The 25749-nt window shown below is 48.8% G+C and carries 23 protein-coding genes and 1 pseudogene; 13 read left to right on the forward strand and 11 right to left on the reverse strand.

The genetic code is table 11. The features are described 5' to 3' along the window. The first annotated feature begins 120 nt into the window (after window positions 1-120). Window positions 121-903 (forward strand): DUF817 domain-containing protein, encoded by a 783-nt coding sequence (locus MUG84_RS16210; protein WP_244726883.1) that lies wholly within the window; start codon window positions 121-123, stop codon window positions 901-903. 44 nt (window positions 904-947) lie between these two features. Here the strand turns inward: MUG84_RS16210 and MUG84_RS16215 are convergent, their stop codons facing one another. From MUG84_RS16215 to MUG84_RS16225, 3 genes and pseudogenes are all read right to left on the reverse strand, one after another. Further along, window positions 948-2174: a copper amine oxidase N-terminal domain-containing protein gene (locus MUG84_RS16215; RefSeq protein WP_244726495.1), complete on the reverse strand. Its 1227-nt coding sequence runs from the start codon at window positions 2172-2174 to the stop codon at window positions 948-950. Between the two features lie 246 nt (window positions 2175-2420). Then, a pseudogene (locus MUG84_RS16220) lies at window positions 2421-2540 on the reverse strand (cysteine synthase A); the annotation flags it as partial. Next, the gene (locus tag MUG84_RS16225) at window positions 2536-3264 is read right to left on the reverse strand and encodes a YwaF family protein (RefSeq protein ID WP_244726497.1); all 729 of its coding nucleotides are present in this window, start codon (window positions 3262-3264) and stop codon (window positions 2536-2538) included. The gene MUG84_RS16225 and the pseudogene MUG84_RS16220, both read right to left, overlap by 5 nt. A 186-nt stretch (window positions 3265-3450) precedes the next feature. Between MUG84_RS16225 and MUG84_RS16230 the strand changes: the two genes are divergently transcribed. The 5 genes from MUG84_RS16230 to MUG84_RS16250 all read left to right on the forward strand — a co-directional run bounded on the left by MUG84_RS16230 (window position 3451) and on the right by MUG84_RS16250 (window position 10165). Beyond that, the gene (locus tag MUG84_RS16230; RefSeq protein WP_244726885.1) at window positions 3451-4350 is read left to right on the forward strand and encodes a DUF72 domain-containing protein; all 900 of its coding nucleotides are present in this window, start codon (window positions 3451-3453) and stop codon (window positions 4348-4350) included. 289 nt (window positions 4351-4639) lie between these two features. Further along, window positions 4640-7510 carry a 2-oxoglutarate dehydrogenase E1 component gene (locus MUG84_RS16235; RefSeq protein ID WP_244726887.1) on the forward strand — a complete coding sequence of 957 codons (2871 nt, stop codon included), beginning with the start codon at window positions 4640-4642 and terminating at the stop codon, window positions 7508-7510. Between the two features lie 6 nt (window positions 7511-7516). Beyond that, a complete protein-coding gene (gene odhB, locus MUG84_RS16240; RefSeq protein ID WP_244726499.1) occupies window positions 7517-8758 on the forward strand; it encodes a 2-oxoglutarate dehydrogenase complex dihydrolipoyllysine-residue succinyltransferase in 1242 nt (413 codons plus the stop codon). A 285-nt stretch (window positions 8759-9043) separates the two neighbouring features. Continuing rightward, window positions 9044-9430 carry a rhodanese-like domain-containing protein gene (locus MUG84_RS16245; protein WP_244726502.1) on the forward strand — a complete coding sequence of 129 codons (387 nt, stop codon included), beginning with the start codon at window positions 9044-9046 and terminating at the stop codon, window positions 9428-9430. A 114-nt stretch (window positions 9431-9544) separates the two neighbouring features. Further along, the gene (locus tag MUG84_RS16250; protein ID WP_244726504.1) at window positions 9545-10165 is read left to right on the forward strand and encodes an NUDIX hydrolase; all 621 of its coding nucleotides are present in this window, start codon (window positions 9545-9547) and stop codon (window positions 10163-10165) included. 199 nt (window positions 10166-10364) lie between these two features. On the opposite strand, the gene MUG84_RS16255 is transcribed toward MUG84_RS16250, so the two are convergent. Continuing rightward, a complete protein-coding gene (locus MUG84_RS16255) occupies window positions 10365-11456 on the reverse strand; it encodes an FAD:protein FMN transferase (protein WP_244726506.1) in 1092 nt (363 codons plus the stop codon). A gap of 240 nt (window positions 11457-11696) precedes the next feature. Continuing rightward, window positions 11697-11960, reverse strand: a complete 264-nt coding sequence (locus tag MUG84_RS16260) for a PQ-loop domain-containing transporter (RefSeq protein ID WP_244726508.1) — start codon at window positions 11958-11960, stop codon at window positions 11697-11699. A gap of 137 nt (window positions 11961-12097) precedes the next feature. On the opposite strand from MUG84_RS16260, the gene MUG84_RS16265 reads away from it, so the two are divergent. From MUG84_RS16265 to MUG84_RS16280, 4 genes are all read left to right on the forward strand, one after another. Continuing rightward, entirely contained in the window at window positions 12098-12394 is a 297-nt protein-coding gene (locus MUG84_RS16265) for a DUF6509 family protein (RefSeq protein ID WP_244726511.1), read from the forward strand. After that, the gene (locus tag MUG84_RS16270; protein ID WP_244726513.1) at window positions 12391-12927 is read left to right on the forward strand and encodes a hypothetical protein; all 537 of its coding nucleotides are present in this window, start codon (window positions 12391-12393) and stop codon (window positions 12925-12927) included. The genes MUG84_RS16265 and MUG84_RS16270 overlap by 4 nt, the downstream gene beginning before the upstream one ends. 178 nt (window positions 12928-13105) lie before the next feature. Beyond that, window positions 13106-14968, forward strand: coding sequence for a DNA helicase RecQ (gene recQ / locus MUG84_RS16275; protein ID WP_244726515.1), 1863 nt, complete (start codon window positions 13106-13108; stop codon window positions 14966-14968). 18 nt (window positions 14969-14986) lie between these two features. Then, window positions 14987-16768, forward strand: a complete 1782-nt coding sequence (locus tag MUG84_RS16280; protein ID WP_244726518.1) for a B12-binding domain-containing radical SAM protein — start codon at window positions 14987-14989, stop codon at window positions 16766-16768. Window positions 16769-16883: 115 nt separating this feature from the next. Here MUG84_RS16280 and MUG84_RS16285 read toward each other — a convergent pair whose 3' ends face one another. The 4 genes from MUG84_RS16285 to mnmL all read right to left on the reverse strand — a co-directional run bounded on the left by MUG84_RS16285 (window position 16884) and on the right by mnmL (window position 20501). Continuing rightward, window positions 16884-17825, reverse strand: a complete 942-nt coding sequence (locus MUG84_RS16285) for an alpha/beta hydrolase (protein ID WP_244726890.1) — start codon at window positions 17823-17825, stop codon at window positions 16884-16886. 48 nt (window positions 17826-17873) lie between these two features. Beyond that, window positions 17874-18845: a type I phosphomannose isomerase catalytic subunit gene (locus MUG84_RS16290; protein WP_244726520.1), complete on the reverse strand. Its 972-nt coding sequence runs from the start codon at window positions 18843-18845 to the stop codon at window positions 17874-17876. A 116-nt stretch (window positions 18846-18961) separates the two neighbouring features. Beyond that, window positions 18962-19546, reverse strand: a complete 585-nt coding sequence (gene mnmM / locus MUG84_RS16295) for a tRNA 5-(aminomethyl)-2-thiouridylate-methyltransferase MnmM (RefSeq protein WP_244726522.1) — start codon at window positions 19544-19546, stop codon at window positions 18962-18964. Window position 19547: 1 nt separating this feature from the next. After that, window positions 19548-20501: a tRNA modification radical SAM protein MnmL/YtqA gene (gene mnmL, locus MUG84_RS16300; protein ID WP_244726524.1), complete on the reverse strand. Its 954-nt coding sequence runs from the start codon at window positions 20499-20501 to the stop codon at window positions 19548-19550. 271 nt (window positions 20502-20772) lie between these two features. On the opposite strand from mnmL, the gene MUG84_RS16305 reads away from it, so the two are divergent. Next, a complete protein-coding gene (locus MUG84_RS16305; protein ID WP_244726892.1) occupies window positions 20773-20961 on the forward strand; it encodes a hypothetical protein in 189 nt (62 codons plus the stop codon). 203 nt (window positions 20962-21164) lie between these two features. After that, complete coding sequence (gene trmB, locus MUG84_RS16310) at window positions 21165-21917, forward strand: tRNA (guanosine(46)-N7)-methyltransferase TrmB (protein ID WP_244726527.1); 753 nt, start codon at window positions 21165-21167, stop codon at window positions 21915-21917. A gap of 63 nt (window positions 21918-21980) precedes the next feature. Here trmB and MUG84_RS16315 read toward each other — a convergent pair whose 3' ends face one another. Continuing rightward, window positions 21981-23096: an MGDG synthase family glycosyltransferase gene (locus MUG84_RS16315; protein ID WP_244726529.1), complete on the reverse strand. Its 1116-nt coding sequence runs from the start codon at window positions 23094-23096 to the stop codon at window positions 21981-21983. A 53-nt stretch (window positions 23097-23149) separates the two neighbouring features. Next, the gene (locus MUG84_RS16320; protein WP_244726531.1) at window positions 23150-23677 is read right to left on the reverse strand and encodes a phosphatase PAP2 family protein; all 528 of its coding nucleotides are present in this window, start codon (window positions 23675-23677) and stop codon (window positions 23150-23152) included. Between the two features lie 701 nt (window positions 23678-24378). Between MUG84_RS16320 and MUG84_RS16325 the strand changes: the two genes are divergently transcribed. Next, window positions 24379-25617 (forward strand): glycosyltransferase family 2 protein, encoded by a 1239-nt coding sequence (locus MUG84_RS16325; protein WP_244726533.1) that lies wholly within the window; start codon window positions 24379-24381, stop codon window positions 25615-25617. Window positions 25618-25749: the final 132 nt, after the last annotated feature.

Genomic DNA, 25749 nt, shown 5'->3' on the forward strand with positions numbered 1-25749 from the left:
TTTAGGATGGCGGATTTTATTTTGTGCTAACGGATGTTAAAATATTGAAAAAATTCCTAAAATGCAGGTGATAGTTTGGAACAGAATGCAATCAAAAGGGTTAGCCCCTTATATCGATTCATCATATTTGGCTTGCAGCAGGCCCGTTCATGCATCTTTCCGGCAGTCATTTTTTTGACACTCGCAGCCTCAAAGCTGGTTCATATTCCCGGATTGTCACGGTATGATTTTATACTGCTGGTTTGCGTTCTTGCGCAAGTGCTGATGCTGCTCTTCAAGCTGGAGACCTGGGATGAGTTCAAGGTTATTTGCATGTTTCACATCATCGGCCTGCTGCTCGAATTATACAAGGTACATATGGGGTCCTGGTCGTATCCGGAGGACGGATGGAGCAAGGTCGGCGGCGTGCCTTTATACAGCGGTTTTATGTATGCGAGCGTAGCCAGCTATATCTGCCAGGCTTGGCGGAATCTGAATTTGCGGATCCGGAACTGGCCGCATGCTTTTTGGACGGTGGGCATCAGCATATTGATCTATCTGAACTTTTTCACTCATCATTTTATATGGGATTTGCGCTGGTGGCTTACAGTGCTGCTTTTTATCATCTTTTTCAAAACGTTTGTGTATTTTGACGTCGCAGGTAAAACCTACCGGATGCCGATGGTGCTGTCCTTTGTGCTAATCGGTTTCTTCATCTGGGTGGCAGAGAACATATCGACCTTCTTCGGTGCATGGCAGTATCCGGATCAGGAACACGCATGGAGAATCGTGCACATCGGTAAGATCAGCTCGTGGTTCCTGCTTGTGGTGATCAGCGTCATTATCGTTGCACAGTTGAAAAAAGTAAAGGAAACCGAGGCAGTGGAACAGAACACGAGTGTGCTGCAGCAGCATATCAAGTGAAAACCAACCCAGCACCGATTGTGGTACTGGGTTGTTGTCTTTTCTTATTTTATGTCCTGCCAGCTTTTGAACTCGTGAATAGCGAAGCCGGCATAGCTTGCGTAGCGCGTCAATTGATTATGGGCGGACTGCAGCTCTTTTTCCATCCCCTCGCTGCTCATGGAATAGAATGAAACCTGCGGCCCCTCTGTGCTTTTGGCTGTTTCTACAGCAACAACAACTTGCTTCTTCAGCGTAGAGGCTTCTCTCAGTATGGCTTGCGCATTTTCTATAATTCCATCGTTGCCTAACGCATGATTCCGATAATTCATGATGACGAGGCAATCGAACTTCTCCAGCAGCCATGCGCTCATGCTGTAATCCTTCCCCGGTACCTTAATCTTATTCAGCCAAAACGGAACGTCCATCGTAATTTTCAAGCCGCTTCCATTGGTTTCTTTCTCGATCAGTCTCACATTGTCCATCCAGCTTGCAAGAATCGTCTTATTGTCCTTCGTCCATTCACTTAGCGCATAAGGCTCAATATCGAAATGCAGTCCCGTAAATCTTGCTTCTGGGCCAACAGAGGAATTATAGGTTTTAACCCACGCTATGAATTTTTGAATATCCTTCTGCATAGACTTATAGGCCCATTCGGGACGCCCCTCAAGTGCCTCCACCTGAATTCCTTCGCTTTTCGCTTTCCGAATAAAGCTCTCATATATTGTTGGATCTATATCTGTATCAACCTGAAGGTAAACAGATGTCACACCTTTCATTCTTGCGAAGTTAATAATTTTATCTTGATCCTGTTTCAAGATGTAACTGTCCCATATCCATGTTCCTTTCGGAACACTGGCCACTGAAGTCGTGATGCTCACCAGATTGCGCGCGGGCTGCCAATCGACAATTGCATGCAAGGTTTCACTAATAAAGCGCAGCGGAACCATCGTGCGACCGTTTTTGAGCACTGCCGCCCCCTCAAAGTCTACTCTTTTTCCATTCACCAGTGCATGATTATCGCCAATCACCAAAATAATGGTGTCACGATTATGCGAGATCGTGATTTGTTTTAATTTTCCATCCCATTTTGTAGTGGCTCCGAGCTTGCCCGATACAAAAGTAAGTGGAACCATCGTATGGTTGGATCTCTGATCGACATATGGTTGCTCGTCTGGGAATTGTACATCACGACCGTTCACGGATACTCGGATTTCAGAAGCGTAGGCAGCGGGGGTAAACGCAGCTAAACTCAACATTATAGCTAACATGCATAATACCAATTTTCTCATGTGGGACTACCTCATCTTTTTGAATTTGTTCTTTTCCTTACTGTGCACTGTCACATAATGAGATTATAATATATGTAATAATTGGTAACAAGATCCACGGATTCATGAACATCCAACGTTTGACGCTAGCTATATCGATCATTGCGATATTATTCGACCCCCAGCCTGATCGTAAGTACCTTATTTGCCGCCTCTGTGTAGGTGTATCGTTTCGCTGAGGCGTTAGGGTAGCTTAGAAAATCCCCATGCTAAGATAACGTTCGTCGTTTCAATCGCATTTTCATCGTTTACCTGGAAAATCTCGTCATAAATTTCGGTGTTAAGGATCGACGGAATGCACCCTGGGCTTGTGCCTGCTTCTTTATATTGCTGAATGGCTGCGGGATTTACCTGCTCGGAATATTTTTCCGGGAAGAACGAAGAACAGGATCTGCATGATGATGAAAATCAACAAGGCGATGCCTTCTTCAGCGAGCAGATAAACTGGGTAGGGGCCGAGAAAGTCCAGTATGGATGCGGTTGAAGGCTTATGCATCAAAAACATATAGTTGGCTCCCAAATAATGATCCGTGATACCGACCAAAAGCGCGGCCAGATTCAAAAATATCATGGTAATTCCGATGGATCTCCACGTTGGTTTGTAATTTTCAATCCAGGTCATGTATAGAGATGCAAGAATGATCAGAATATGTGCCGTAAAAAATTGATAGAACCGGATGTGAGGAAATGCATATCCGAGATTGGGCGTGATCAGAGCCTGAAAAGCACCGCCGATTCCGGCGAAGAACAGGATACCGTAAAGCAGGCGGTTTTTAGTCAGAAGCATGATGATTGAGAGCAGCAGCGTCAGACTGCAGAGTTCAAGCGGAAGTGTGTATTTCGGGCTCCAGGCTCCTTCAATTATATTCCAAATATCAAGCACAGCTTCAGATGTGGCGAGCAGACCGGCTAAGGTATAGCGGACAATCGATCTTCCCAGGGGACGATGCCGAAGAGAGTGTCTGAATACATAGAGCAATAGTGAGGCAACGACAAGCAGCAGGAGTGCGAGGAGATGAGAAGTCGAGAACAGGACAAACGGTTCGTTCATGGCCATACCTCCTGTAAGATATGTATATTACCATGATATCCATATCATGGAATAACGCAAGCAGAGTTCTCATTTTGCAGTGGGAAATCATGATCCTGTTTGTGAAAAACGGTATACTTCACCTGAATAGTATCTTCGAATCATGAATTGTTTTTGGAAGAAAATAGTTGGCCATACTAAGACATGATGGAGACGATTACCTTGAAACACGCAGATGTGGAAAAACGTATTCAAATTGGCCTTTCCGGCTGGGGAGACCATGACGATATATATCCTAAAGGAACTAAGACGGCAGACAAGCTGAAGGGATACAGCAGCCGCTTCCCAATCGTGGAGCTCGACACCTCCTTTTATGCTATTCCTTCTCCGGACAGGATGGGGAAATGGAGCGAGCAAACGCCAGGCTCCTTCGGATTTATCGTCAAAGCGTACCAGGGAATGACGGGGCACGCCCGCGGCAAAACTCCTTTTCCGGATACCAAATCGATGTTTCAGGCTTTCCGGGAGTCGGCGGTGGAGCTGCAGAAAGCGGGGAAGCTGAAGGCTGTGTTATTTCAGTACCCGCCGTGGTTTGGCTGCGAGCGGAAGCATGTCGAAATACTGCGTAGAACCCGGGAATGGATGGACGGATTTCCGCTTGCGCTCGAATTTCGGCATCAAAGCTGGTTTGATGGAGATATGAAGGACAAGACGCTTGCTTTTATGCGGGAAGAAGGCTGGATTCATTCCATATGTGATGAACCGCAGTCCGGGGAAGGATCTGTTCCAACCATTCTTGAACCTACAAGAGAAGACTTTACACTTGTCCGTCTGCACGGCCGTAATGCCTCCGGCTGGTATTCCAGCGGTCAGCCCAATTGGCGGGAAGTCAGATACCTGTATCGCTATAATGAACAGGAACTTTTGGAGTGGAAAGAAAATATCATCAAATTGCTCGAATCGACGCAAAACTGCTGGATTGTCTTTAATAATAATTCCGGTGGCGATGCGGCTGATAATGCCCTGCAACTGATGGAAATACTCGGAATGAAATTGCCGGAGATGCCAGAGCTGCCACCGGATCAATTATCGCTTTTTGAAGATTAGAACAGGAGTTGTAAGCATTTACATATGTAAAGGGACCACAAATAGATTGTTAAATGCATTTTTGTCCTGATTGATCTGTTTTTTAGATCATAACTATATTAAATGGTTATTTCAGGTATGGAGAGGATTTGTTTATAATAGAAATTGAGCCGCTTACATTTTGATGTAATGGCTTACAAGAATCATTTTTTCAGATTTCCGTCCAACGCATAGAAGAATGGTTCGAAGGATAACTCATTCTATATGACTATTAAAAAATCAAGGCGGAGGTATCACTTTAGCGATGATAATCAATAAGAAAGACACGCAAACGCAGGGAGCCTGGGAATCTTACTACGGTCCTAACCTGGGATACGTTCAGGAGCAATACGAACGGTACGTGAAAGATCCGGAGTCTGTGGATGAAACGTTCCGCAAGGTGTTTCAGCTGTGGGGCGCGCCTCCGATGGCGCCAGCGCAGTTGACACCTGTGAACACCGCATCCGCCGCTGTTCAGATCGACGGCAATATGCTGAAGAAGGCCGTGAACGCCGGCAAGCTGGTCATGAATATCCGTGCATACGGCCATCTGGCTGCAGACATCGATCCGCTGGGCATCATTCCGAAGCCCGACACACGCGTGCTCGAACTTGAACAATACGGACTGACCCAGTCTGATCTTTCGGCTGTTCCCGCATCTCTTATTTGGGACGGGGCACCTGAGGACGTAAGAACCAGTTGGGAAGCCATCCAGAAGCTGCGTCAAACATATACAGGAACGATTGCTTACGAATTCAGCCACGTGCATGATACGGAGGAGCGTGTATGGCTGAACCTTCATGTCGAAAGTGGCAAATTCCCGGCTCCTTTGAGCGAAACGGAAAAAGTGAACTTGCTGGAGCGGCTCATTGAAGTTGAACAGTTCGAAGAATTCCTGCACCGTACCTTCGTGGGACAAAAACGCTTCTCTATCGAAGGTAACGACGTGCTCGTTCCAATGCTCGACGAACTGGTACGCAACATGTCCGACGAAGGCGCAGAGCATATCCTGATGGGTATGGCACACCGCGGCCGCTTGAACGTACTGGCTCATGTGCTCGGTAAGCCTTATGATAAAGTTTTCTCTGAATTCCATCATTCGCCGAACAAGAAGCTGTTCCCTTCGGAAGGTTCCATGGGCATCAACTTCGGCTGGACCGGCGACGTGAAATACCACTTGGGTGCCAAGCGGGTTCTCAAAGACGGCAGTGTCGTACAGACTCGGATTACGCTTGCGAATAACCCGTCTCACCTTGAGTTCGTCAATCCGGTGGTTGAAGGCTTTGCACGTGCGGCCCAGGAAGACCGATCGCAGCCTGGCTATCCGCAGCAGAATGTGAACAAGGCTGCAACTGTACTGATTCACGGGGATTCCGCATTCCCGGGCGAAGGCATCGTTGCGGAAACATTGAACTTCAACAAGCTTCCGGGATTCCAAAATGGCGGTACGATTCATATCATCGCCAACAACAACATCGGTTTTACGACCGAAAGCCGGGATTCCCGTTCTACCCATTATGCCAGTGATCTGGCGAAGGGCTATGAAATTCCAATTGTCCATGTCAACGCAGATGATCCGGAGGCATGTATCGCAGCCATTCGTTTGGCGAGCGAATACCGCAATAAATTCAAGAAGGACTTCCTGATCGATCTGGTTGGCTACCGCCGTTACGGTCATAATGAAACGGATGATCCGGATACAACCCAACCGCTCATTTACGATAAAGTGAGAAACCATCCGCGTGTTGCCAGCATTTATGCAGATGTATTGAATCAAAAAGGTATGGTCAACAAAGACCAGGCCAATAAGCTGATTCAAGAAGTGCAGAACCGTATGAAGGCAGCTTACGACAAGATCAAGGATAAGGAGCAGGAGCCAGCGAATACGCATCAGCAATCACCTGCCGAAGACCGGATCAAGGCGATTAAGACCGGCGTACCGTTGAATGTACTGCGCGGTATCAACTCTGACCTGCTGAAACGCCCGGCTGACTTTAATGTTTATCCGAAGCTTCAGCGCATTCTGGAACGTCGTGAATCGGCGCTGAATGATGGAGAAAAGGTAGACTGGAGCCTTGCGGAAACGCTGGCCTTCGCAAGCATTGTTGCAGACGGCAAGCCAATCCGTATCACAGGTCAGGATGCTGAACGTGCGACATTTGCACACCGAAACCTGGTGCTTCATGATACGAAGAACGGTTCGACATTCTGCCCGCTGCATGAGCTGCCGCAGGCAAAGGCATCTTTTGCAATCTACAACAGCCCGTTGTCCGAGGCTTCCGTACTCGGATTTGAATACGGCTATAATGTATATTCCCCAGAAACACTGGTTATCTGGGAAGCGCAATTCGGCGACTTTTCTAACTGTGCACAGGTCATCACCGACCAGTTCATTTCGGCAGGACGTTCGAAATGGGGGCAAAAATCGAGTCTCGTCATGCTCCTTCCTCATGGTTATGAAGGACAGGGACCAGAGCACTCCAGTGCTCGTCTGGAACGTTTCCTCCAGCTTGGCGGCGAAGAGAACTTTACTGTTGTCAATCTGACGAGCGCAGCCCAGTATTTCCATTTGCTTCGCCGTCAGGCAGCACTCACCGAAAGCGAAGATGCGCGTCCGCTGATCGTGATGTCGCCGAAGAGCCTCATCCGCAATGCGCGTGTGGCATCGAGCGGCCAAGAGCTCAGCGAAGGACGATTCAAACGGGTGCTGGAACAGCCTGGACTCGGTGAGCATCCTGAACGCGTGGAACGTTTGGTACTCTGCTCCGGCAAAATTGCAGTGGAGCTTGAGGAAGCACTGGATAAAGAAGAAGGATCGAAGGATTGGCTGCATATCATCCGCGTAGAGCAACTGTATCCATTCCCTGAGCAAGAAGTTCGCGAGATTATTGCGCGCTATACGAATGCAAAAGAAATTCTGTGGGTACAGGAAGAACCGGAAAATATGGGCGCATGGCGTTACATCGAGCATCATCTTCGTATAGCTGCGCCACAAGGTATGCCTGTCAATTACAACGGCCGTCCTGAACGTTCGAGTACTGCAAGCGGCTTCCAACAGGTACACAGCTTTGAACAACAACAAATCGTATCTACAGCATTGAACCAAAAATCTATTAAGCATAATATCGCACTGGGGAGGTAGCAAGCAGTGAGCGAAATTACAGTACCGGCAATGGGTGAATCCATCACAGAGGGAACTATTTTTAAATGGCATGTCAAAGAAGGGGACGCAGTAAACCAGGGGGACGTCCTCCTGGAGCTGGAAACGGATAAAGTCAACCTTGAAATCAGTGCCGAAGAATCCGGCGTCGTTGAGAAAATCCTGAGAAGCGACGGCGACACCGTACAAATTGGCGAAGTGATCGGAAGACTTACTGCCGGCGGCGAGGCTGCTCCAAGTGCACCGGCTAAGGAAGAACCGAAAGCAGAGGAGAAAGCAGCACCAGCTCCGGCTGCTCCGAGCACTCCTGCGCCGGCTGAACCTGCAAAGGATGGGGAAACATACCTTGCAGCGTCGCCTGCGGCACGCAAGCTGGCACGCGAACATGGTATCGACCTGGAACAAGTGAATCGTGATCCTAAAGGCCGTATCTACCAGGACAATGTGAAGAACCATACGGAAGCACCTGCTCCACGTCCATCGGCTCCTGCTCCTGCAGCAGCACTGGCCGAAGTAAGCCAGCCTGGAAAACCGGCTGAACGTACACGCATGTCCCGTCGCCGGGCTACCATTGCGAAGCGTTTGGTTGAAGCACAGCATACGGCTGCCATGCTGACTACCTTTAACGAGGTGGATATGACGGCGATCATGGATGTCCGCAAACGCCGCAAAGATGCTTTCAAAGAAAAGCATGATATCGGTCTGGGCTTCATGTCCTTCTTCACTAAAGCTGTTGTAGGTGCTCTCAAGAAATTCCCGCATCTGAATGCGGAAATTGACGGCGAAGATATCATCGTGAAGAAATATTATGATATTGGTATTGCAGTATCCGCGAAGGAAGGCTTGGTCGTTCCTGTTGTCCGTGATGCAGACCGTTTGAGCTTTGCCGATATCGAGAAGGAAATCGCCTCGCTGGCTACCAAAGCACGCAGCAACTCTCTGGCGCTGTCCGAGCTTCAAGGTGGTACCTTCACGATTACAAACGGCGGTACATTCGGTTCGCTGATGTCCACGCCAATCCTAAACGCTCCGCAAGTAGGTATTCTCGGCATGCACAAAATCCAGCTTCGTCCGGTTGCCATTGACGCAGAACGTTCGGAGAACCGTCCGATGATGTACATCGCCTTATCCTATGACCACCGGATCGTGGATGGTAGTGAAGCAGTACGCTTCCTCGTCACTGTGAAGGAACTTCTGGAAGATCCGGAGTCCTTGCTGCTTGAAGGCTAATCATTCCAATAGTTTCTTATAGTAATAGCCGAACCGTATTTTGCGGTTCGGCTATTTTTGTAAAGATATAAGAAAGTATAAACTTCGAGGATCTCACATCCTTATATCGCAAGAAAAACTACAACTAAACGCGGTCTGTCATCTATGAAAGTACGTCGATAGACGTTTTTCTTTTGTAAAGCATCCGTTGACTTTTCCTTTATACTGCATTAAGTTTTATATATACCCTATTGGGTATTATAAAGGTTTATACTTCGGCTTAGAATCAGAAAAGGGGATTATAGAATGAACTCATCAACTATTTTCTATATTGTACTGGCGCTATTCGTGGTATGGATGCTGTACCGCATGTTCGCACCAGTGAAGGGGCTGGTACAGCTGCGAGACGAGTCGTTTCGTCAAAAAATGGAACAGTCCAAGCATAAACGGCTGATCGACGTCCGGGAGGTTCATGAATTCAAATCCGGACATATTCCGGGTGCGGTGAACATTCCACTCTCCCAGTTCGGAAGCCGTACCTCTGAGATCTCCAAGGATGACGATGTGTTCCTGTACTGCCAAAGCGGCATGCGCAGCAAGCAGGCAGCCAAAATTCTGCTCAAAAACGGCTTTCCTGAAGTGAATAACCTGATGGGGGGCATATCCTCCTGGACCGGAAAGCGCGTACGGTAAAGTACATTGATAGACGTTTTCTTCTTAATATAAATGCAGTTTAGCCTTTTCAAATGAGCTGTAAATGGATTATATATGAAATTAAGAGATGTATTGGAGAGGAAGATGCATACGATGGATGCACCTTTAAAGTGGCTGAATTGGGCCAAGCAGATCCAGGGTATCGCACAGACAGGCCTCGCTTATACCAAGGATGTTTATGACAAGGAACGGTACGAGCAGCTGCGGGCGCTGAGTCTGGAGATTATGGAGCAGTACACGGATGTGGAGAGCAGTAAGCTGGTAGAACTTTTTGCCGGCGAATCCGGTTATGCCACACCCAAAGTGGATATCCGCGGCGTTGTGATTCAGGATGGACGTGTTCTTCTGGTCAGAGAGAAGGGGGATGGCGAGTGGTCTCTGCCTGGAGGTTGGGCGGACTTGCTGCTGTCCCCTTCAGAAATCGCGGTGAAGGAGATCAGGGAGGAGTCAGGCTTCGAGGCGAAGGTGCTGCGTCTGCTCGCTGTGATGGACAATCAGAAGCATAATCCGCCTGCCCCGTACCATGTTTACAAAATGTTTATTCACTGTGAAATTACCGGAGGAAGGGCGCAGGAGGGAGTCGAAACGAGCGGTGTCCGGTTTTTTGGAGAGAATGAATTGCCGCAGCTGTCCAGAAGCAGAAATACGGAAGAGCAGGTGAAGCTTATGTTTGATCTGCTTAAGAATCCGGAGCGTGTTCCAGTTATCGATTAAAGAATTGCTTTGGGACGGACTGCTGCATTTAGCAGCAGTTTTTCTTTTGCCACAGGATGCTGCAAGCTCCTCGTCTATAAGTGAAGCAGCCCGCCCACATTTTCCATGAAGCAGGCTGCCTTGTCCAATTTCAAGCTACCATCAGTTTATACTGCCCTATCATGATCGGATGGCTTTCAAGCTTTGCATAAGGACACTACTATTCAATAAGTTTATATTCGGGATTCGTAAAATGGATAGTGTTTTTCAGCCCAGAGGATTGGTAGATCTGGTTGTCATCGGTGATGAAAAACGCGTCAATACCCGGTTGTTTCTCTATATATTTCATTCCTTCATCAAGTCCCATAATAAACACGGCGGTGGAAAGCGCATCGGCATCGGTTGCCGAATCGGAGATGATCGTTACGCTTTTGAGCCCGCTTTGGCTCGGATAGCCTGTCCGAGGATCCAGGATATGATGGTATCTGACGCCGTTTTCCACGAAAAAGCGTTCATATACGCCGGACGAATCGATCGTTTTGTTAATGATCTGGACATTTCCGAGGGAAGTGCCGCGACTTTGGTCGGGATCCTGTAGACCGATATTCCAGCTTTGTCCCCCAGGCTTGCTCCCCATGGCGATAATGCTGCTTCCTCCAAGATTGATCATGGCGCTGTCTACTTGCTGCGTCTTCAGATAAGCGGCAACCCGGTCGGCAGCATATCCTTTGCCTATTCCCCCTAGATCAAGTGCCATGCTGGGGCGTGCCAACTTGATGGTGCACTCTTTCGGATTCATGATAACGTCCTTATACCCTATCAACCCTTTTGCCTTATCGAGCTCGGCCTTAGATGGAACATGAGCTCCTTCATTGCCGATATTCCACAGGCTGACAAGCGGCCCGATGGTCGGATCGTACAGGCCGCCAGTTTGGACGGCATAATCCAGCGCTTTTTGTAGCACATCAAATGTATCCTGCGATACTTGGACGGCTTCTTTTCCTGCCGCTTGATTGATCCGGTACACCTCGCTGCCTTCAAGCGTTCGGCTTAGCTCATTATTGATCGTTTCCAGCATTTGTTTGATCTCTTCAAGCTGCTGCGGCTTGGCATGCTCTCCATATAACTTTACGTTTACGACGGTATCGAAAATAATATAGGTCTCTGAAATGGGCTCCGCCGGTTGGGCAGCAGAACTGTCCTGCTTGCCGCCTTCGGATCGAAGAGAAAAGCCATCCCAGGCAAAAACGGCTGCACCCCCGGCCGCGATAAGCAGTAAAGCGAGTATTCCCGCTATCCATTTTCGTTTCATGATGATCCCCCCAACGTCTTTCTATTCTAATACCATCATAAATGCAGATGGGGGAAATTCGCTGTGTCATTCCTCATGCAAAGGATTTTAGATAAAAAATAAGATTACTTCGATAGACGTTTTTTTTTAGATTATAGAATTAATAAATTTCAGCGAAGCAGAAGCCATTCTATAATCGCAAGAAAAACTACATCTAAATGCGGTCTGTCTTCTGTGAAAGTACTTCGATAGACGTTTTTCTTACCGGTATCTGAGGATGCATCCGAGAATCATAAGCATAATAAGAAGCGATATAGAGTTAGTAATCAGAAAAGCGTAACCCACGCCGCCAAGTGCGATATGGATCGCGTATACCTCCATCAGGGTTATGCCGGTCACGAGGAACAGAAATGTTTTAATATTGAGATCTTTCACGGATTTGGTGCGCAGAATTTGAATGATTTGCGGGATCCAGCCTACCGCCATAATCAGTCCGCCAATCAGCTGCATGATTGCATATATCATCAAAAGCTCTCCCGCCCGAGTCTTTTTGGGTTAATATATGCGTAAGACGCCCAGAAACGTGAATGTTAAGCCCAATCTCTGTTAGAATAAGGGTAATGACACCATATAGATGATAAGAATTTGGAAAGGATGACAGCATGCTGACGATCACGGAGTTTCAGGTGGAGCATATTAAAGACCCGTTCCGTATTTTGGCGGGCAAGCGTTACGAATACAAATTGGACATTGAAGTACCGGAAGATGATGAGCTTTACTCCGAGAATGGACTGTATGTCCGGGCGATATACAATGAACAGGAAGAGGGCGGGAATCTGGTAAAATACGACTTGTATGAAAAGACGACCGACCGCTATCTGGATTTTGATCTGGAAGACGATGAGGTACAGGTTATTGAGGCATTCTGCCGTGAACATCTGGGAGATGCAGAGGAATGAAGCGTACATTGACAAACGTACCTTTTGGCTACGAGCCGCCTGAAGAGAAATACAGAGGCACGCTTGTTTATTACGATACCTTTGAGGATGCGACCGAGCTGGAGCTGGATCAGGCGGAAAAGACGGCGGAAGACCGCAGCTTCTTGCACTTCGTGCTGTACCCGCTGCATGAAGAAACGGTAAGACGCATGCTGAAGCAGCCGGTTCGAGCTTTATACAAGCGCGAGCGGCAGCTGGAAGACTGGAAGCAGGACCGCGGATCTGCAGCTGTCATCGAGGGCTTCGAGGCTAAACGGAAAAAATACACCCCGATGGATACGGCCCTGCGCCATTTGACCGATAAGTTTCCTACACCGCATTTTCTGTATCTGACGCCGGAGATGGCAAACTTATTTGCCTCTTATTCATCGTTTGCCGAATGGATCGTTAAGCTGCGGCTTATCCTGTCGGACGAGCCGGAGTATCTGCATCCTCAGCTGGAGAAATACCGGAACCGGTGGGATGTAGCGGGAGAGGTGAAGGAAGACGCATAAAAAGCTTTCTATCCGGAAAAGAAGCCGGCAGTGATCTGCCGGCTTCTTTTCGTTTCATATCCCGTTTTCCAAAAAATGTACATGCGGTTGCTCATTCCCGTAAAGCCCGTTAAACTTAAAGTATTGGCTTTCTTTTAATTAAATTTTTTCAATAGATTTCGTTAGGAGTTCTATATCCATGAGTGTAGAAATGATGACGCTGGAACAGGCGCAGCAGCTGCTGCAAACCTATTATGGCTACCCGGATTTCCGGGAGGGCCAGAAGAGAATCGTCCTCAGTCTGCTGGAAGGAAACGACACGCTGGGAATCATGCCGACGGGCGGGGGCAAGTCGATCTGCTACCAGATTCCCGCACTGATGCTGCCGGGATTGACGCTGGTTGTGTCTCCCTTGATCTCGCTGATGAAGGACCAGGTGGACGCGCTGACGGCCATGGGCATTTCGGCTGCGTACATCAACAGCACGCTAAGCGGTAAAGAAGTGAACGAGCGGATCCGCGCGGCGAAGCGTGGAGATCTGAAGCTTCTGTATGTTGCGCCTGAACGGCTGGAGGTAGACTGGTTCCGCGACGAAATGAATGCCTTGTCCATTTCTTGCGTAGCCGTCGATGAAGCGCACTGTGTGTCACAGTGGGGACATGATTTCCGGACAAGCTATCTGTCGGTGGCGCCTTTCGTAGAGCATCTTCCGCAGCGTCCGATCGTCGCGGCTTTTACCGCGACAGCTACTCCAGAGGTCACGGAGGACATGATCCGATTGCTGCGGCTGGAACAGCCGGAAGTATTCGTGACCGGACTTAGCCGCGATAACCTTGCGATGTCGGTGCTGCGTGGAGAGAACAAGCGTGAATTTACCATAAAATACGCCGCCGGGCACTCGAATCAGCCGGGGATCATATATGCCGCGACCCGCAAAGACGTGGATGATTTATATGAGCGTCTGAGAAGCGCAGGAATTTCGGCAGGCAGATATCACGCAGGCATGACCGATGATGAGCGGGCTGCAAGCCAGGAAGCCTTTTTGTACGATGATATCCGGGTGATGGTCGCGACCAATGCCTTCGGGATGGGGATCGACAAATCCAATGTACGGTACGTAATCCATTTCAGCATGCCGAAGAACATGGAGGCGTATATCCAGGAAGCCGGACGTGCGGGCCGCGACGGCGAACCGAGCCAATGCATCCTGCTCTTCAGTGCCCAGGACATCATGACGCAGAAGTTCCTGATCGAGCAGAACCCGCAGGATGCGGACCGTAAGCACAACGACTACCGCAAGCTAAAGCAGATGGTGGATTACTGCTATACGACAAGGTGCTTACGCAGTGCCATGCTGGACTATTTCGGAGAAGAGCATCAGGATAAGTCATGCGGCATATGCAGCTCCTGCACGGATGATCGCGAGCTGGTGGACATGACCATTGATGCGCAAAAAATCTTTTCCTGCATCCACCGCATGCGCGAACGCTTCGGCGTTTCCATGGTGGCGTCGGTTCTCAAAGGCTCGCGTAACAAGAAGGTGCTTCAGTATGGTTTCGATGATCTGTCAACCTACGGGGCCATGTCGGACCGGACGGAAAAGGAGATCTCTGAAATCATTAACGTGATGGCCTCGGAGGGCTATCTGATGTTATCCGAAGGACAGTATCCGGTACTGAAGCTTCAGCCGGCGGCTGCAGAGGTGTTGAAGGGACAGAGCAAGGTGATGCAGCGTATGCCGGCCAAGGGAGCAGCAGAGGCTGCAAGTGGACGTTCTGGCGGATCCCGCAGGCATGACCATTCGCCATCGGCAGTCAATGAGACGGTGTTCGAGCAGCTCCGTCTAATCCGGCGCGAGCTTGCAGGCAAGGAGCATGTGCCGTCCTATATTATTTTCAACGATGCGACGCTGCGGGAGATGAGCGTGGTATGTCCGCAGTCTGAAGAAGAAATGCTGAATGTAAAAGGTGTCGGCGAAGTAAAATTCCGCAAATATGGCAAGCCGTTCCTTGATTTCTTTAGGGAGCAGGGCTTTGACCATAACGACAGCGATTATGAATAACAGAAAGAATGTGAATCCATGAAAGTCATATTAACAACCTTGAACGCCAAATTCATTCATACCTCGCTGGCGATCCGCCTGCTGAAGGCTTACAGCGAGCATGAGTTTGATATCGAACTGACCGAATACACGATTAAGGACCCTGTGATGAATATCGTCTCGGATCTGTTTCAGCGGAAGCCCGATGTGATCGGATTTTCCTGCTATATCTGGAACATCGAGGAGACGCTCCGAGTGATCGATATCGTGAGAAAGGTCATGCCTGAGGTGAAAATTATACTTGGCGGTCCTGAAGTGTCCTATGATACGGGCTACTGGATGGAACGTGCTCAGGGCGTTGATTTTATCGTGATGGGGGAAGGCGAAGAGACGCTGCATCATCTGCTGCAGGTGATGGAAGGCGACCAGAAATATCATTTTGTGTACGGAATCGCCTACCGGAAGGGAGAAGAGATCATTATCAATCCTCCCCGTCCGAAAAGCGAGCTGGATTCTCTCCCGTCACCGCACCGCTTCCAGGATGATATTCCGAACCTTGGCAAGCGCATTGTTTATTTTGAAACCAGCCGGGGCTGTCCGTTCCAGTGCCAGTTCTGTTTGTCGAGCATCGAAAACGGTGTGCGCTACTATGATATCGAGCGGGTGAAGGCAGATATCACGTATTTGATTGACAACGGGGCAAAAGTCATTAAATTTTTGGACCGCACCTTTAATATCAATCACACCTACGCTATGGAGATGTTCAAATTCCTGATTGAAAATAATCGCGGCTGCATCTTCCAGTTCGAGATTACGGCGGACATCATGCGTCCGGAGGTGCTGCAGTTTCTGGCGGACAACGCTCCTCCAGGCATTTTCCGCTTCGAGATCGGGGTGCAGTCCACGAACGATCCGACGAACGTGCTGGTCAAACGACGGCAGAACTTCGAGAAGCTGTCCCGTACTGTCAACATCATCAAGAACAGCAGCAGAATCGCCCAGCACCTGGACCTGATTGCCGGCCTGCCTGAGGAAGATTATGATACGTTCCGTAAAACGTTTAATGACGTGTTCGCGCTCAGACCGGAAGAGCTGCAGCTCGGATTCCTGAAAATGCTGCGCGGAACCGGCCTTAGACGGGACGCTGAAAAATATGACTACACCTATATGGATCAGGCTCCTTATGAAATCCTTGGCAGCCATAAGCTTCCTTTTGCGGACATCGTGCGGTTGAAGCGCCTTGAGGATGTGCTGGAGAAATATTGGAATGCGCATCGTATGGATCATACGCTGAACTATCTGATGAAGCATGAGTTTGAGTCGCCGTTTGATTTCTTCCAGGAGTTCGGGGATTACTGGGAAGGACAGGGCTGGCAAAAGATCGGCCATCAACTGGAGGATCTGTTTACCCGTCTGGCGGCCTTCCTGGCGCAGCGTGGAGTGAAACGGATGGAGGTAGTACAGGGCCTGATGAAGCTGGACTACTTCCTGAACCATAAATATAAGCCTCGCAAAATCTGGTGGGATGCACCGATCACCAAAGACGAGTGGAGCCTGTTCATGCGGACAGTATTGGAACATCCAGAAGCTGTTTCCGGCAGCTTCGGTGAGCTTCAGATCAGTGAACGCGAACTGCAGAAGCATGCCGTGCTGGAGGTGCTGCCGTTCTCGCTGAAGGATGTGCTGGAAGGCGGTACAGGCGATCTAGTCGAAGGGGAGAGCCGTGAGCAGCAGCTGCTGATCGTTCTGTACCAGCAGGATGATAGTGAGCAGCCGGTGTATCACACCATGAAGCTGATAGAAACTGGCTCGGTCAAGTAATAAGAACAGCCGATTCATGATATGAAAAAAACGCTCTTGACCTAGGGAGAATTCTCTCTCTGAGTCCAAGAGCGTTTTTTTTTGTTTGGATCCGATATAGGAATGATGGCTGCGTCTACGCTTTAGTCGATACATGGCGCTCGAGCCAATCCAGTACGTCGGCTGTCACCTCATCGCGGTTAGTTTCGTTGAGCATTTCATGCCGGCCTTCCGGATACAGACGGTATTCCACATCCGTGACGCCCACTTTCCGGTAGATGGCAACCAGCCGCTCTACACCTTTGCCGTTCAGCCCGACAGGATCCTGCTCGCCGCTGAAAAGGTAAATAGGCTTATGCTTGGGAATGCCTGCATATCCCACAGGCTGTTGGATATCCTGCAGCAGTCCGAAGAAACCCCGGAAAAAGGATGTCGTGCAAATCGCTCCGCAAAAAGGATCCTCAATATAACGGTCGACTTCATCCGGATCCCGTGACAGCCAGTCAAAAGGTGTGCGGGGCGGTGAGAAAGCGCGGTTGAAGCCGCCGAAGACAATGGTATTCATCATCAGGCTGCGGTGAGTGCTTCCTTGAATCGAGCGCTGGATCGAAGCCAAAACTCTTCCGGCCTGCAGCATACCGCGTGGTCCGTTAGAGCCAGATAGGATAAAACCATCGAAGTCTTCAGATTGCGTCATGATTACTTTTTGCACCAGGAAGGATCCCATGCTGTGTCCCATCAGAAACAGGGGAATCCCCGGATGAGAGCCCTTGAGGCTTTTTCCCAGCTGCACAAGATCTTGGACCATCAGCTGAAAGCCGTTCTCTCCAACATCTCCGAGATGCTCCACCGAGCCTGCTGTCATTCCATGGCCGCGCTGATCCGGAGCGTACACGGCATAACCCTCACCTGTCAGGGCTGAGGCAAAGCGTGCATATCGCTCTGCAGTTTCGCACATCCCGTGTGCGATCAGCAGCACGGCTTTGACAGTCGTACCTTGTTCAGGAAGCCACTCATACACATGTATTTTCGTTCCGTACGGGTCAGTCATCGTAAAGGTTTGCTCAAGCAACACCATCACTCCCTCAGCATCCATTAGGAACCCAGATACGATAGTATATGCTTATTATTCCGGCAAATAAGAACGAAGTACCGTGGATTGTCCTTCCAGGGAGTACGAGCCGAGATTGGCTGGAAGCAGGAAGCATTGTCCGGCTTTATATTCCAAAGAACCGTTATTCCAGCTCAGCGTACCGCTGCCATCGCAAATCACAAGAATCGTGAAGCTTTCAGGTGTGGTTTCAAGTGACCAGCTGCCATTTACGATTCCTTTTTCAACGATGAAATAAGGGGACTTGGCTAGCTGCAGCCATTCACCTGCGGCCAGGCTGTCCGTTTTCATGGTGGTCGCTCCGGAGCCTTCAAATGCGGTCACGTTCAGAGAGTCCTCGATGTGAAGCTCGCGCGGCTTGCCATCAAGTCCAGGACGGTCGTAGTCATAAATGCGGTATGTCGTATCCGAGTTTTGCTGGATTTCCGCAACAACTACTCCGGCACAGAGTGCATGAACCGTTCCAGCTGGAATGTAAAAGGTGTCGCCGGCTTCAACGGAGACTTCGCGCAGCGTATCCATCACCGTTCCATTTTCCAGAGCTTCCTTCATGCTTTCGCGGGTAACGCCGTCTTTCAGACCATAGATGATTTTGGCGTCCGGCTTTGCGTCCAGCACATACCACATTTCGGTTTTGCCAAGCTCGCCCTTAGGAAGCCCCTCGTAGTCATCCGTTGGATGTACTTGTACAGACAGGTTATCGTTGCAGTCCAGCAGCTTGATCAGGAGCGGGAAACGTCCGTTTTTCTCGGAAAAGCCCTTGCTGCCAAACCATTCTTTGCCCAGCTGTTCGCGGATTTGGTCAAGTCCTTGTCCCGCCAGCTCGCCGTTAACGACGGAAGTTGTGCCGTTCGGATGATCGGCAATCATCCAGCCTTCTCCGATATGTCCTTTGGGAGGAGTCAGCCCAAACTGCTCAAGGGCGCGGCCGCCCCATACACGTTCCTTGAATTCGGGTTGAAATTGCAGTGGATACGGTTGTGTCATTGATACATCTTCCTTTCATAGTCAATAATCTGATGGATGAATCAAAACCGCCTGTTTAGGATTATGCAAAATCCTTATCTATATTGAAGTGCACATGATGAATGTGTCACTGCGGTTTACCGCTTTTTTTCAATGGCGATGACGTAAGGAGAATCACTGCGCTGAAGCTGCCTGTACATAACGGTCTGGCACAGCTCCTGCGGCAGGCCGGAGGCCCATGCTGTGACAGCCGCGGCTTCGGCATCTCCACCGGTATGGCCGGGATAAAGCACGATGGTAATAATCCCCTTCGGCCGAAGCAGCGACAGCGCTGCCTGAAGTGCCCGGAGCGTGCTGCTGGTCTCGGTAATAATGTTCTTGTCTGCCTCCTGGGAAGGTAGATAACCGAGATTAAACATGACGGCGCCGATGCAGCCCTCCGCCTCTGAAGGAACGTAATCCATCATCAGGTCGTGGCTGGCAAGGAACAGGGAAACAGGAGCCAGGCTGTCAGCCGGCTCCCGGGAGAAGCGTTCTTTGGCAAGCTCAAGCGCCCGTTCCTGGATATCAAAGCCGTAGATGTGGCCCCTCAGTCCGGCTAATTTAGCAAGGATGACCGTATCGGCCCCCGTACCCACCGTGGCGTCTATAGCGATGTCACCGGGCTGCAAGCGTCCTTCAATCTGCTTGTGCGCGAAGCTGAGCACCGATAGAAAGCCCATGTTATACGTTCCTCCAATATTTGCCCTGCCATGAATTCCGCGCTTTAAGCTCGGCATCGATGGCATTCAGCACTTCCCATTTTTTTAGACTCCACATCGGTCCGATGAGCAGCTTGCGCGGAGCATCACCAGTAAGGCGGTGAACGATCATCTCCGGCGGCAGCATCTCTAGCGTATCGACGATCAGCTTGATGTATTCGTCCTGCTCCAGGAAGCGCAGGAGTCCGGCTTCATACTGGCGTACCATCGGCGTTCCCTTCATGAGATGCAGCAGATGTATTTTAATTCCCTGTACATCCATCTGGGATACGGCGCGACCGGTTTCAAGCATCATTTCATGGGTTTCCTGAGGCAGACCATAAATGATATGGGCACACACCCGGATACCCCGTTTGCGGAGCTTCTCGACTGCGTCGATGAAGCACTCCGTGTCATGCGCACGGTTAATCAGCTCGGATGTGGAGTCATGGACCGTCTGCAGCCCCATTTCCACCCATAGGTATGTCCGCTGGTTCAGCTCGGCCAGGTATTCGATAACATCGTCCGGCAGGCAGTCAGGACGGGTCGCGATCGACAAGCCGACAACGCCGGGCTGCTGCAGGATCACCTCATAGTATTCCCGCAGTGTTTCCACAGGAGCATACGTGTTGGTATAGGCCTGAAAATAACCGATGTATTTGGCGTTCGGCCATTTCAAATGCTGCTTGTCCCGGATATCGTTGAACTGGGTCACCAGGTCATCCCGGCGTTTGCCGGCAAAATCACCGGATCCTCTGGCGCTGCAGAACGTGCATCCGCCTCTGGCAATCGTACCGTCACGGTTTGGGCAGGTAAAGCCTGCATCGAGCATGACTTTAAAGACTTTTTCGTCAAACTCGCGGCGCATTTCGTAATTCCAAGTATGAAATCTTTTATCTCCCCACAGAAGCGGAGAGTCAGTAGTTGGTATATTCATTAAAGGTACTCCTTTTTTGCATATCAGCAAGGTTGAAACCTGAAGAGTTTTTTGTACTTGCTCTATTGTAGCAAAAAAAATCAATGAAGGGTATGAGGGCGCAAAGAAGCAGTCATTTTAAGCGAAAACAAGGCATATGCTTTATTGTAAAAACTCACATGAAATGTTATATTTAATTTAGCATCAACAGCTCTCATCTTAGGCAAATTGCATGACAGAATTCATAAAAGTATGACGTCTCGGCAACTATATGATCCGTGAGGTGATAATGATGTATTCTTTAACTGCAGAAGCTTCAGAGAAGAATAAAATCGCCGTGGAACTGACCCCGGAAGAAGCGCTTGCGCTGACAGGCGTTGCGTTTAACGGGAATCCGGAGATAAAGGCGGAGGCAAGACGCAAAATTCGCAGAGCGTTCGAAAAGACATTTGATTTTCAGTATCAAGATAGGTTAGACTAACAGCAATGAATTCGTTGGACCCCAATTCCAAATAGATTTGAAAAAGAATTCTGTGCCCCTTGCATGCAAGGAGGCCAGAATTCTTTTTCTTTTTCTCTTTACATTTGGCCGCATCTTCGGCACAATATTGCAGTAGCTGTCCGCAGCAGGCTTACCTTGCGCGGATATCAGGGCAGAAAAGTAATGAAAGCGGAGGTAAAACCATGCGTTTACGCGGCAGAAAAGGAATCCGGGAGAATCTGGAGGAGCAGAAAGGCTTCGTTATTCTCGATCCCCGGTCGTATAAAGGAAAATGGCATACGTTGTTCGGCAATGATCATCCGATCTATGTGGAGCTTGGAATGGGCAAAGGCCAGTTTATCAGCCAAATGAGCTTCCGAAATCCGGACATTAATTTCATAGGCATTGATATGTATGATGAATTGCTTCGCCGGGCCAGTGAAAAGGCGCGCCTCGCTTGGTCCGAGCGGGATGTCGAAGTTCCGCCGAATTTGCGTCTGGCTTTGGCGAATGTCGAGTTTTTGGATGAAGTGTTTGAGGAAGGGGAAATTGAACGGATTTTCCTGAATTTCAGCGATCCTTGGCCTAAAGGCAAGCATGCGCGCCGTCGTTTAACGCATCCGCGGTTTTTGGAGAAGTACCGCACTTTGCTGAACGTAAACGGAGAAATTCATCTAAAGACGGATTCGCAGACATTGTTCGAATTTTCGCTTAATGCTTTTGCCGATTACGGCCTTCAAATGACGAACATTTCGCTGAACCTTCACCGGGATGGCGCGAATGAGGCGCATGTCATGACGGAATATGAGTCGAAATTTCATGGGCAGGGCGTCAATATCCACCGCTGTGAGGCGATTGTAGGGGGAGAGGCGTTGAAGCGCTACCAGGAGCACCGTCTCGACAATTACCGCATGCAGGACAAGCCGCAGACGGAGTCCCAGCAAGATCAAGAATAATATCTGATTAGCATACGTCTTTTTCAAAAAAAAGAAGGTGTCTTCCTACGAAGGCACCTTCTTTTATTCCAGCATTTCGATAATACTTTGCGCACTTTCCATCGGATGGTAACGGGCAATGCCCTGTAGATGCTCATTTCTGCGCTGGCGGATCGTGTCAAGCTCATTCGTCAGACTGTTCATCCATTTGACGATAACTTCCAGTGAAGTAATAGGCTCACCCAATCCTTGGGCAGTGAAATAATGACAATTTTCTTCTTCCTGACCCGGCAGTGGATGATGGAAGAGCATGGGAATCCCCTTGGCAAGTCCTTCGGTGCAGGTCATTCCGCCCGGCTTGGTAACAAGCAGATCGGATACTTCCATCAGCTTGTCAACTTCCTGAGTGAAGCCGCTAAGACGGATATTGGGATGATTATAACGGGGATCCTGCTTCAGCTTCTTTAGTGCTTTTTCATTGTTGCCAAGACAAAAAAGAATCTGGACATCATCCCTCCAGTGGGTCAAAAAATTGTTAATAACCTCATCGCTCATGATGCCCCAGCCTCCGCCCATCACCATCACAGTAGGCATATCCTTTAATTGGAATTTTCCGCGGATATCTTCTTTCTCCGGATGCTCCCAAAAATTAGGATGTACCGGAATACCGGTCACCTTGATCTTTGCGGCAGGCACTCCCTGGTTGATCATCTTATTTCGTACTTCCTGGGTGGAAACAAGATACCTGTCCACTTCCGGACTGATCCAGGTTCCATGAGCATCATAGTCGGTAATGACGGTGCACAGCAGAATCTTTTCACCAAGACGCTTCAGACGCGATATGATGGCACTCGGGATCGGGTGCGTGCAAACGACAATATCCGGCCTGAGCTGATTGACGACATTTTTCGTGTGTGTATAAAAAATGCGGTGCAGCGCAAGTGTCGTAAACCGGTTAAGAGATTTATGATATTGATGGCGGTACATCATGCCGACCAGCCTTGGTTGGGTGATTACGGTTTTTTTATATGCTGTAATGATTAAAGGAGCTACCTTTGGGTTCAAAAAACTTCCAAGTTCAAGAACTTTGGTCTGAATATTCGGTGAGAGCTTGCGCAGACTGCTTGAGAGTGCGTACGCAGCTCGAGTATGCCCGGCACCGAAGCCTTCAGATAATAACAATACTCTCTTTTTTATCACTCTTTAGTTCACCTGTTCCTGCTTGTTTTTCCTTATATCCAACATTATCGACTTTAAGGCCACAATGCAACTGTAGCTGCGGCTACAGATGTACCAATAACAGCTCCGGCGAACACATCGGAAGGATAATGAAGGCCCAGATAGATCCGGGATACCCCTACTAAAAGGCTCAGCGGAAGAAAAAGACATATCCATTCCGGATGTCCCAGAATCAAAGGAATGGCCAGCGAAAAAGCGGCCGTCGTATGTCCGGATGGAAAAGAATGATCCTTCAGTGGATTACGGAAGGTCCGTGTCCCAGGAAGGGCAAGGTAAGGGCGCAACCTTGGATACAATTTCTTGGCGGCGGCGACAGGGATGTGGCTGACAGCCAGGGATACGGCGGCCAGCGCACCGGACTTGCTCCAAGTAGATGAGCCGAAATACCAGATCAGGACGCTGGAGGCTATTGTAAAGGTGGCTCCTCCCAAGTAAGTAAGATAATAAAAAAAGAAATTGAAGAAACGGTTATGAAGACATCCATTTATATATTGAAACAGCTTTCTGTCGATCTGTGTTAATTTCATGAACAAACGACTCATTCCATTCCCCCGTTTAATGCCTTGATCAGGCTGTAGTTTGAAACTGGCGGCGGACCCGAATAGCTTCCCCTTTAAATCCATCATATTTTCTATTCGTTTCTTTTTCAAGGCGAAAGTACCGTCTTCCAGAGTGGAGGGGAAGATTTTGACTTCACTTTACAGAACCTTTACAATGATTCAAACAGCGGATTGGAAGAAAGCAAATTTTAACTTGGTCCATTTTGAAGCCGCCGAGTTCGGTATTTTACTGAGAAAATAATCCTGAATAGACGTTTTTCTTTTACACTATTGAAGTTTATCTCCGACTTTTCGTGGACTTATTTCGTTTATAAATATGGAATAAGGTTATGATTTGTATTGATAATTGAATTGATGATTAAAAAAAGGGGGGACTTTAGAAATAAAAAACCGGAAAATAGCTGAAAATAAGAACTAACGGGAATGAATATAAGCTTGAAGTACCTCAGGCGGCCAAGATAACGCTTCACATCCGCTTTTTAGGAACCAGAGCAGTTATTGAGCTTTTGACAAAAAGCTGAAAACCGTGGAAAATCGATATGTCGTTCGAAGACATACCGAAATTAGAAATTCGAATGTCAAAGGTCTATAGGGTCATAGAAAAAAAGAACCGTAAATGAATCGTAATCTACAGAGAGAAAAATCGATTATGAGGGGTAAAAAAAAGGGGGGTTCTGAGAAACATGATAGACGCCATATTTATCGGGCTACAGATTATTCTGGCCGCGATCGGTGTGTACCAGTTTGCATTCTCAATTTTGGGTCTGTACAGGAAAAAGAAAAAACATCATTATCCGGCAACAAAGTCCTTCGCAGTGCTAGTAGCCGCTCACAATGAGGAGCAGGTCGTAGGAGCCCTGATGGAGAACCTGAAGCAGCTTGATTATCCGAAGGAACTGTATGACGTTTTCGTCATTTGCGACAACTGTACGGACAATACGGCGAAGATCGTCCGGGAGCATGGCATGAACGCCTGCGTCCGCACGAACAACAATCTTCGCGGCAAAGGCTATGCCATCGAATGGATGCTTAAAGAGCTGTGGGCTATGCCGCGTCAATATGACGCTGTCGTTATGTTCGATGCCGACAACCTGGCCGATGTAAACTTCTTGAAGGAAATGAACGACGATCTGTGCGCTGGTGCACGCGTAATCCAAGGATATATCGACACCAAGAATCCGGAGGATTCCTGGATTACAGCCGCTTACGGTATTTCGTACTGGTACATCAACCGTCTGTGGCAGCTTTCGCGCCATAACATGAATATGGCCAACTTCCTTGGTGGTACAGGGATGTGCTTTGAGAACAATTTGCTGAAGGAAATCGGCTGGGGAGCAACCAGTCTGGTCGAAGACCTTGAATTTACGATGCGCAGCGTCAAACGCGGTGTATATCCGAAATTCAATTACGATGCCAAAGTATTCGACGAAAAGCCACTGACATTCAAAGCTTCGGCGAGACAGCGTCTGCGCTGGATGCAGGGCCACTTTACGGTAGCACGCCGGTATTTCTTCCCGCTGCTATGGGCGAGCATCAAGGAACGCAGTATCGTTAAGCTGGACCTTGCTTTGTACGGAGCCAACGTATACATCGTGCTTCTGACTTTCCTGATGACTGCGGTAATGTTTGTGGACAACGCGTTCTTCAACGGTCCGCATATTGCGAATCTATATGGGCACCTGCCGGTATGGCTCTCCTTTATAGCCATTGCAGCGAACGTGTTCACATTCCTGGCAGCCATGTTCCTGGAAAAGGTTACTTACAAGAAGGTGTATCTGTATCTGGTACTCTTTCCGATCTATCTGATTTCCTGGTTCCCAATTACGTTTTATGCGTTTTTCACGCAAAACAACAAGCAGTGGAGCCATACCGAGCATACGCGTGTGGTTCGTCTGGAGGAAGTTCAGAGCAAGCAGGGTTAAACTTTAGATACAAGGTTGACAACTGCTGTGCTCGTGTGGTACATTACTCAAGTACGTTAAAACAAAATGGATTTTCAAGCAGAAGCACCAGCTTCTCACCTGACTGACGAAGGTTAGCGGGTCATGATCCGA

It is taken from the genome of Paenibacillus mangrovi (assembly GCF_022898935.1).
Classification (GTDB): Bacteria; Bacillota; Bacilli; order Paenibacillales; family Paenibacillaceae; genus Paenibacillus_AQ; species Paenibacillus_AQ mangrovi.

Bases quoted from the DNA above. Each gene is read 5' to 3' on its own strand.
- MUG84_RS16245 (WP_244726502.1), top strand. From the start codon at position 9,044: ATGAACTCATCAACTATTTTCTATATTGTACTGGCGCTATTCGTGGTA.
- MUG84_RS16270 (WP_244726513.1), top strand. From the start codon at position 12,391: ATGAAGCGTACATTGACAAACGTACCTTTTGGCTACGAGCCGCCTGAA.
- MUG84_RS16215 (WP_244726495.1), bottom strand. From the start codon at position 2,174: ATGAGAAAATTGGTATTATGCATGTTAGCTATAATGTTGAGTTTAGCT.
- MUG84_RS16230 (WP_244726885.1), top strand. From the start codon at position 3,451: ATGGAGACGATTACCTTGAAACACGCAGATGTGGAAAAACGTATTCAA.
- mnmM (WP_244726522.1), bottom strand. From the start codon at position 19,546: ATGGGCTTTCTATCGGTGCTCAGCTTCGCGCACAAGCAGATTGAAGGA.
- MUG84_RS16265 (WP_244726511.1), top strand. From the start codon at position 12,098: ATGCTGACGATCACGGAGTTTCAGGTGGAGCATATTAAAGACCCGTTC.
- mnmL (WP_244726524.1), bottom strand. From the start codon at position 20,501: ATGAATATACCAACTACTGACTCTCCGCTTCTGTGGGGAGATAAAAGA.
- MUG84_RS16280 (WP_244726518.1), top strand. From the start codon at position 14,987: ATGAAAGTCATATTAACAACCTTGAACGCCAAATTCATTCATACCTCG.
- MUG84_RS16260 (WP_244726508.1), bottom strand. From the start codon at position 11,960: ATGATATATGCAATCATGCAGCTGATTGGCGGACTGATTATGGCGGTA.
- MUG84_RS16250 (WP_244726504.1), top strand. From the start codon at position 9,545: ATGGATGCACCTTTAAAGTGGCTGAATTGGGCCAAGCAGATCCAGGGT.
- trmB (WP_244726527.1), top strand. From the start codon at position 21,165: ATGCGTTTACGCGGCAGAAAAGGAATCCGGGAGAATCTGGAGGAGCAG.
- MUG84_RS16290 (WP_244726520.1), bottom strand. From the start codon at position 18,845: ATGACACAACCGTATCCACTGCAATTTCAACCCGAATTCAAGGAACGT.
- MUG84_RS16255 (WP_244726506.1), bottom strand. From the start codon at position 11,456: ATGAAACGAAAATGGATAGCGGGAATACTCGCTTTACTGCTTATCGCG.
- MUG84_RS16225 (WP_244726497.1), bottom strand. From the start codon at position 3,264: ATGAACGAACCGTTTGTCCTGTTCTCGACTTCTCATCTCCTCGCACTC.
- MUG84_RS16320 (WP_244726531.1), bottom strand. From the start codon at position 23,677: ATGAGTCGTTTGTTCATGAAATTAACACAGATCGACAGAAAGCTGTTT.
- MUG84_RS16285 (WP_244726890.1), bottom strand. From the start codon at position 17,825: ATGGTGTTGCTTGAGCAAACCTTTACGATGACTGACCCGTACGGAACG.
- MUG84_RS16305 (WP_244726892.1), top strand. From the start codon at position 20,773: ATGTATTCTTTAACTGCAGAAGCTTCAGAGAAGAATAAAATCGCCGTG.
- recQ (WP_244726515.1), top strand. From the start codon at position 13,106: ATGAGTGTAGAAATGATGACGCTGGAACAGGCGCAGCAGCTGCTGCAA.
- MUG84_RS16325 (WP_244726533.1), top strand. From the start codon at position 24,379: ATGATAGACGCCATATTTATCGGGCTACAGATTATTCTGGCCGCGATC.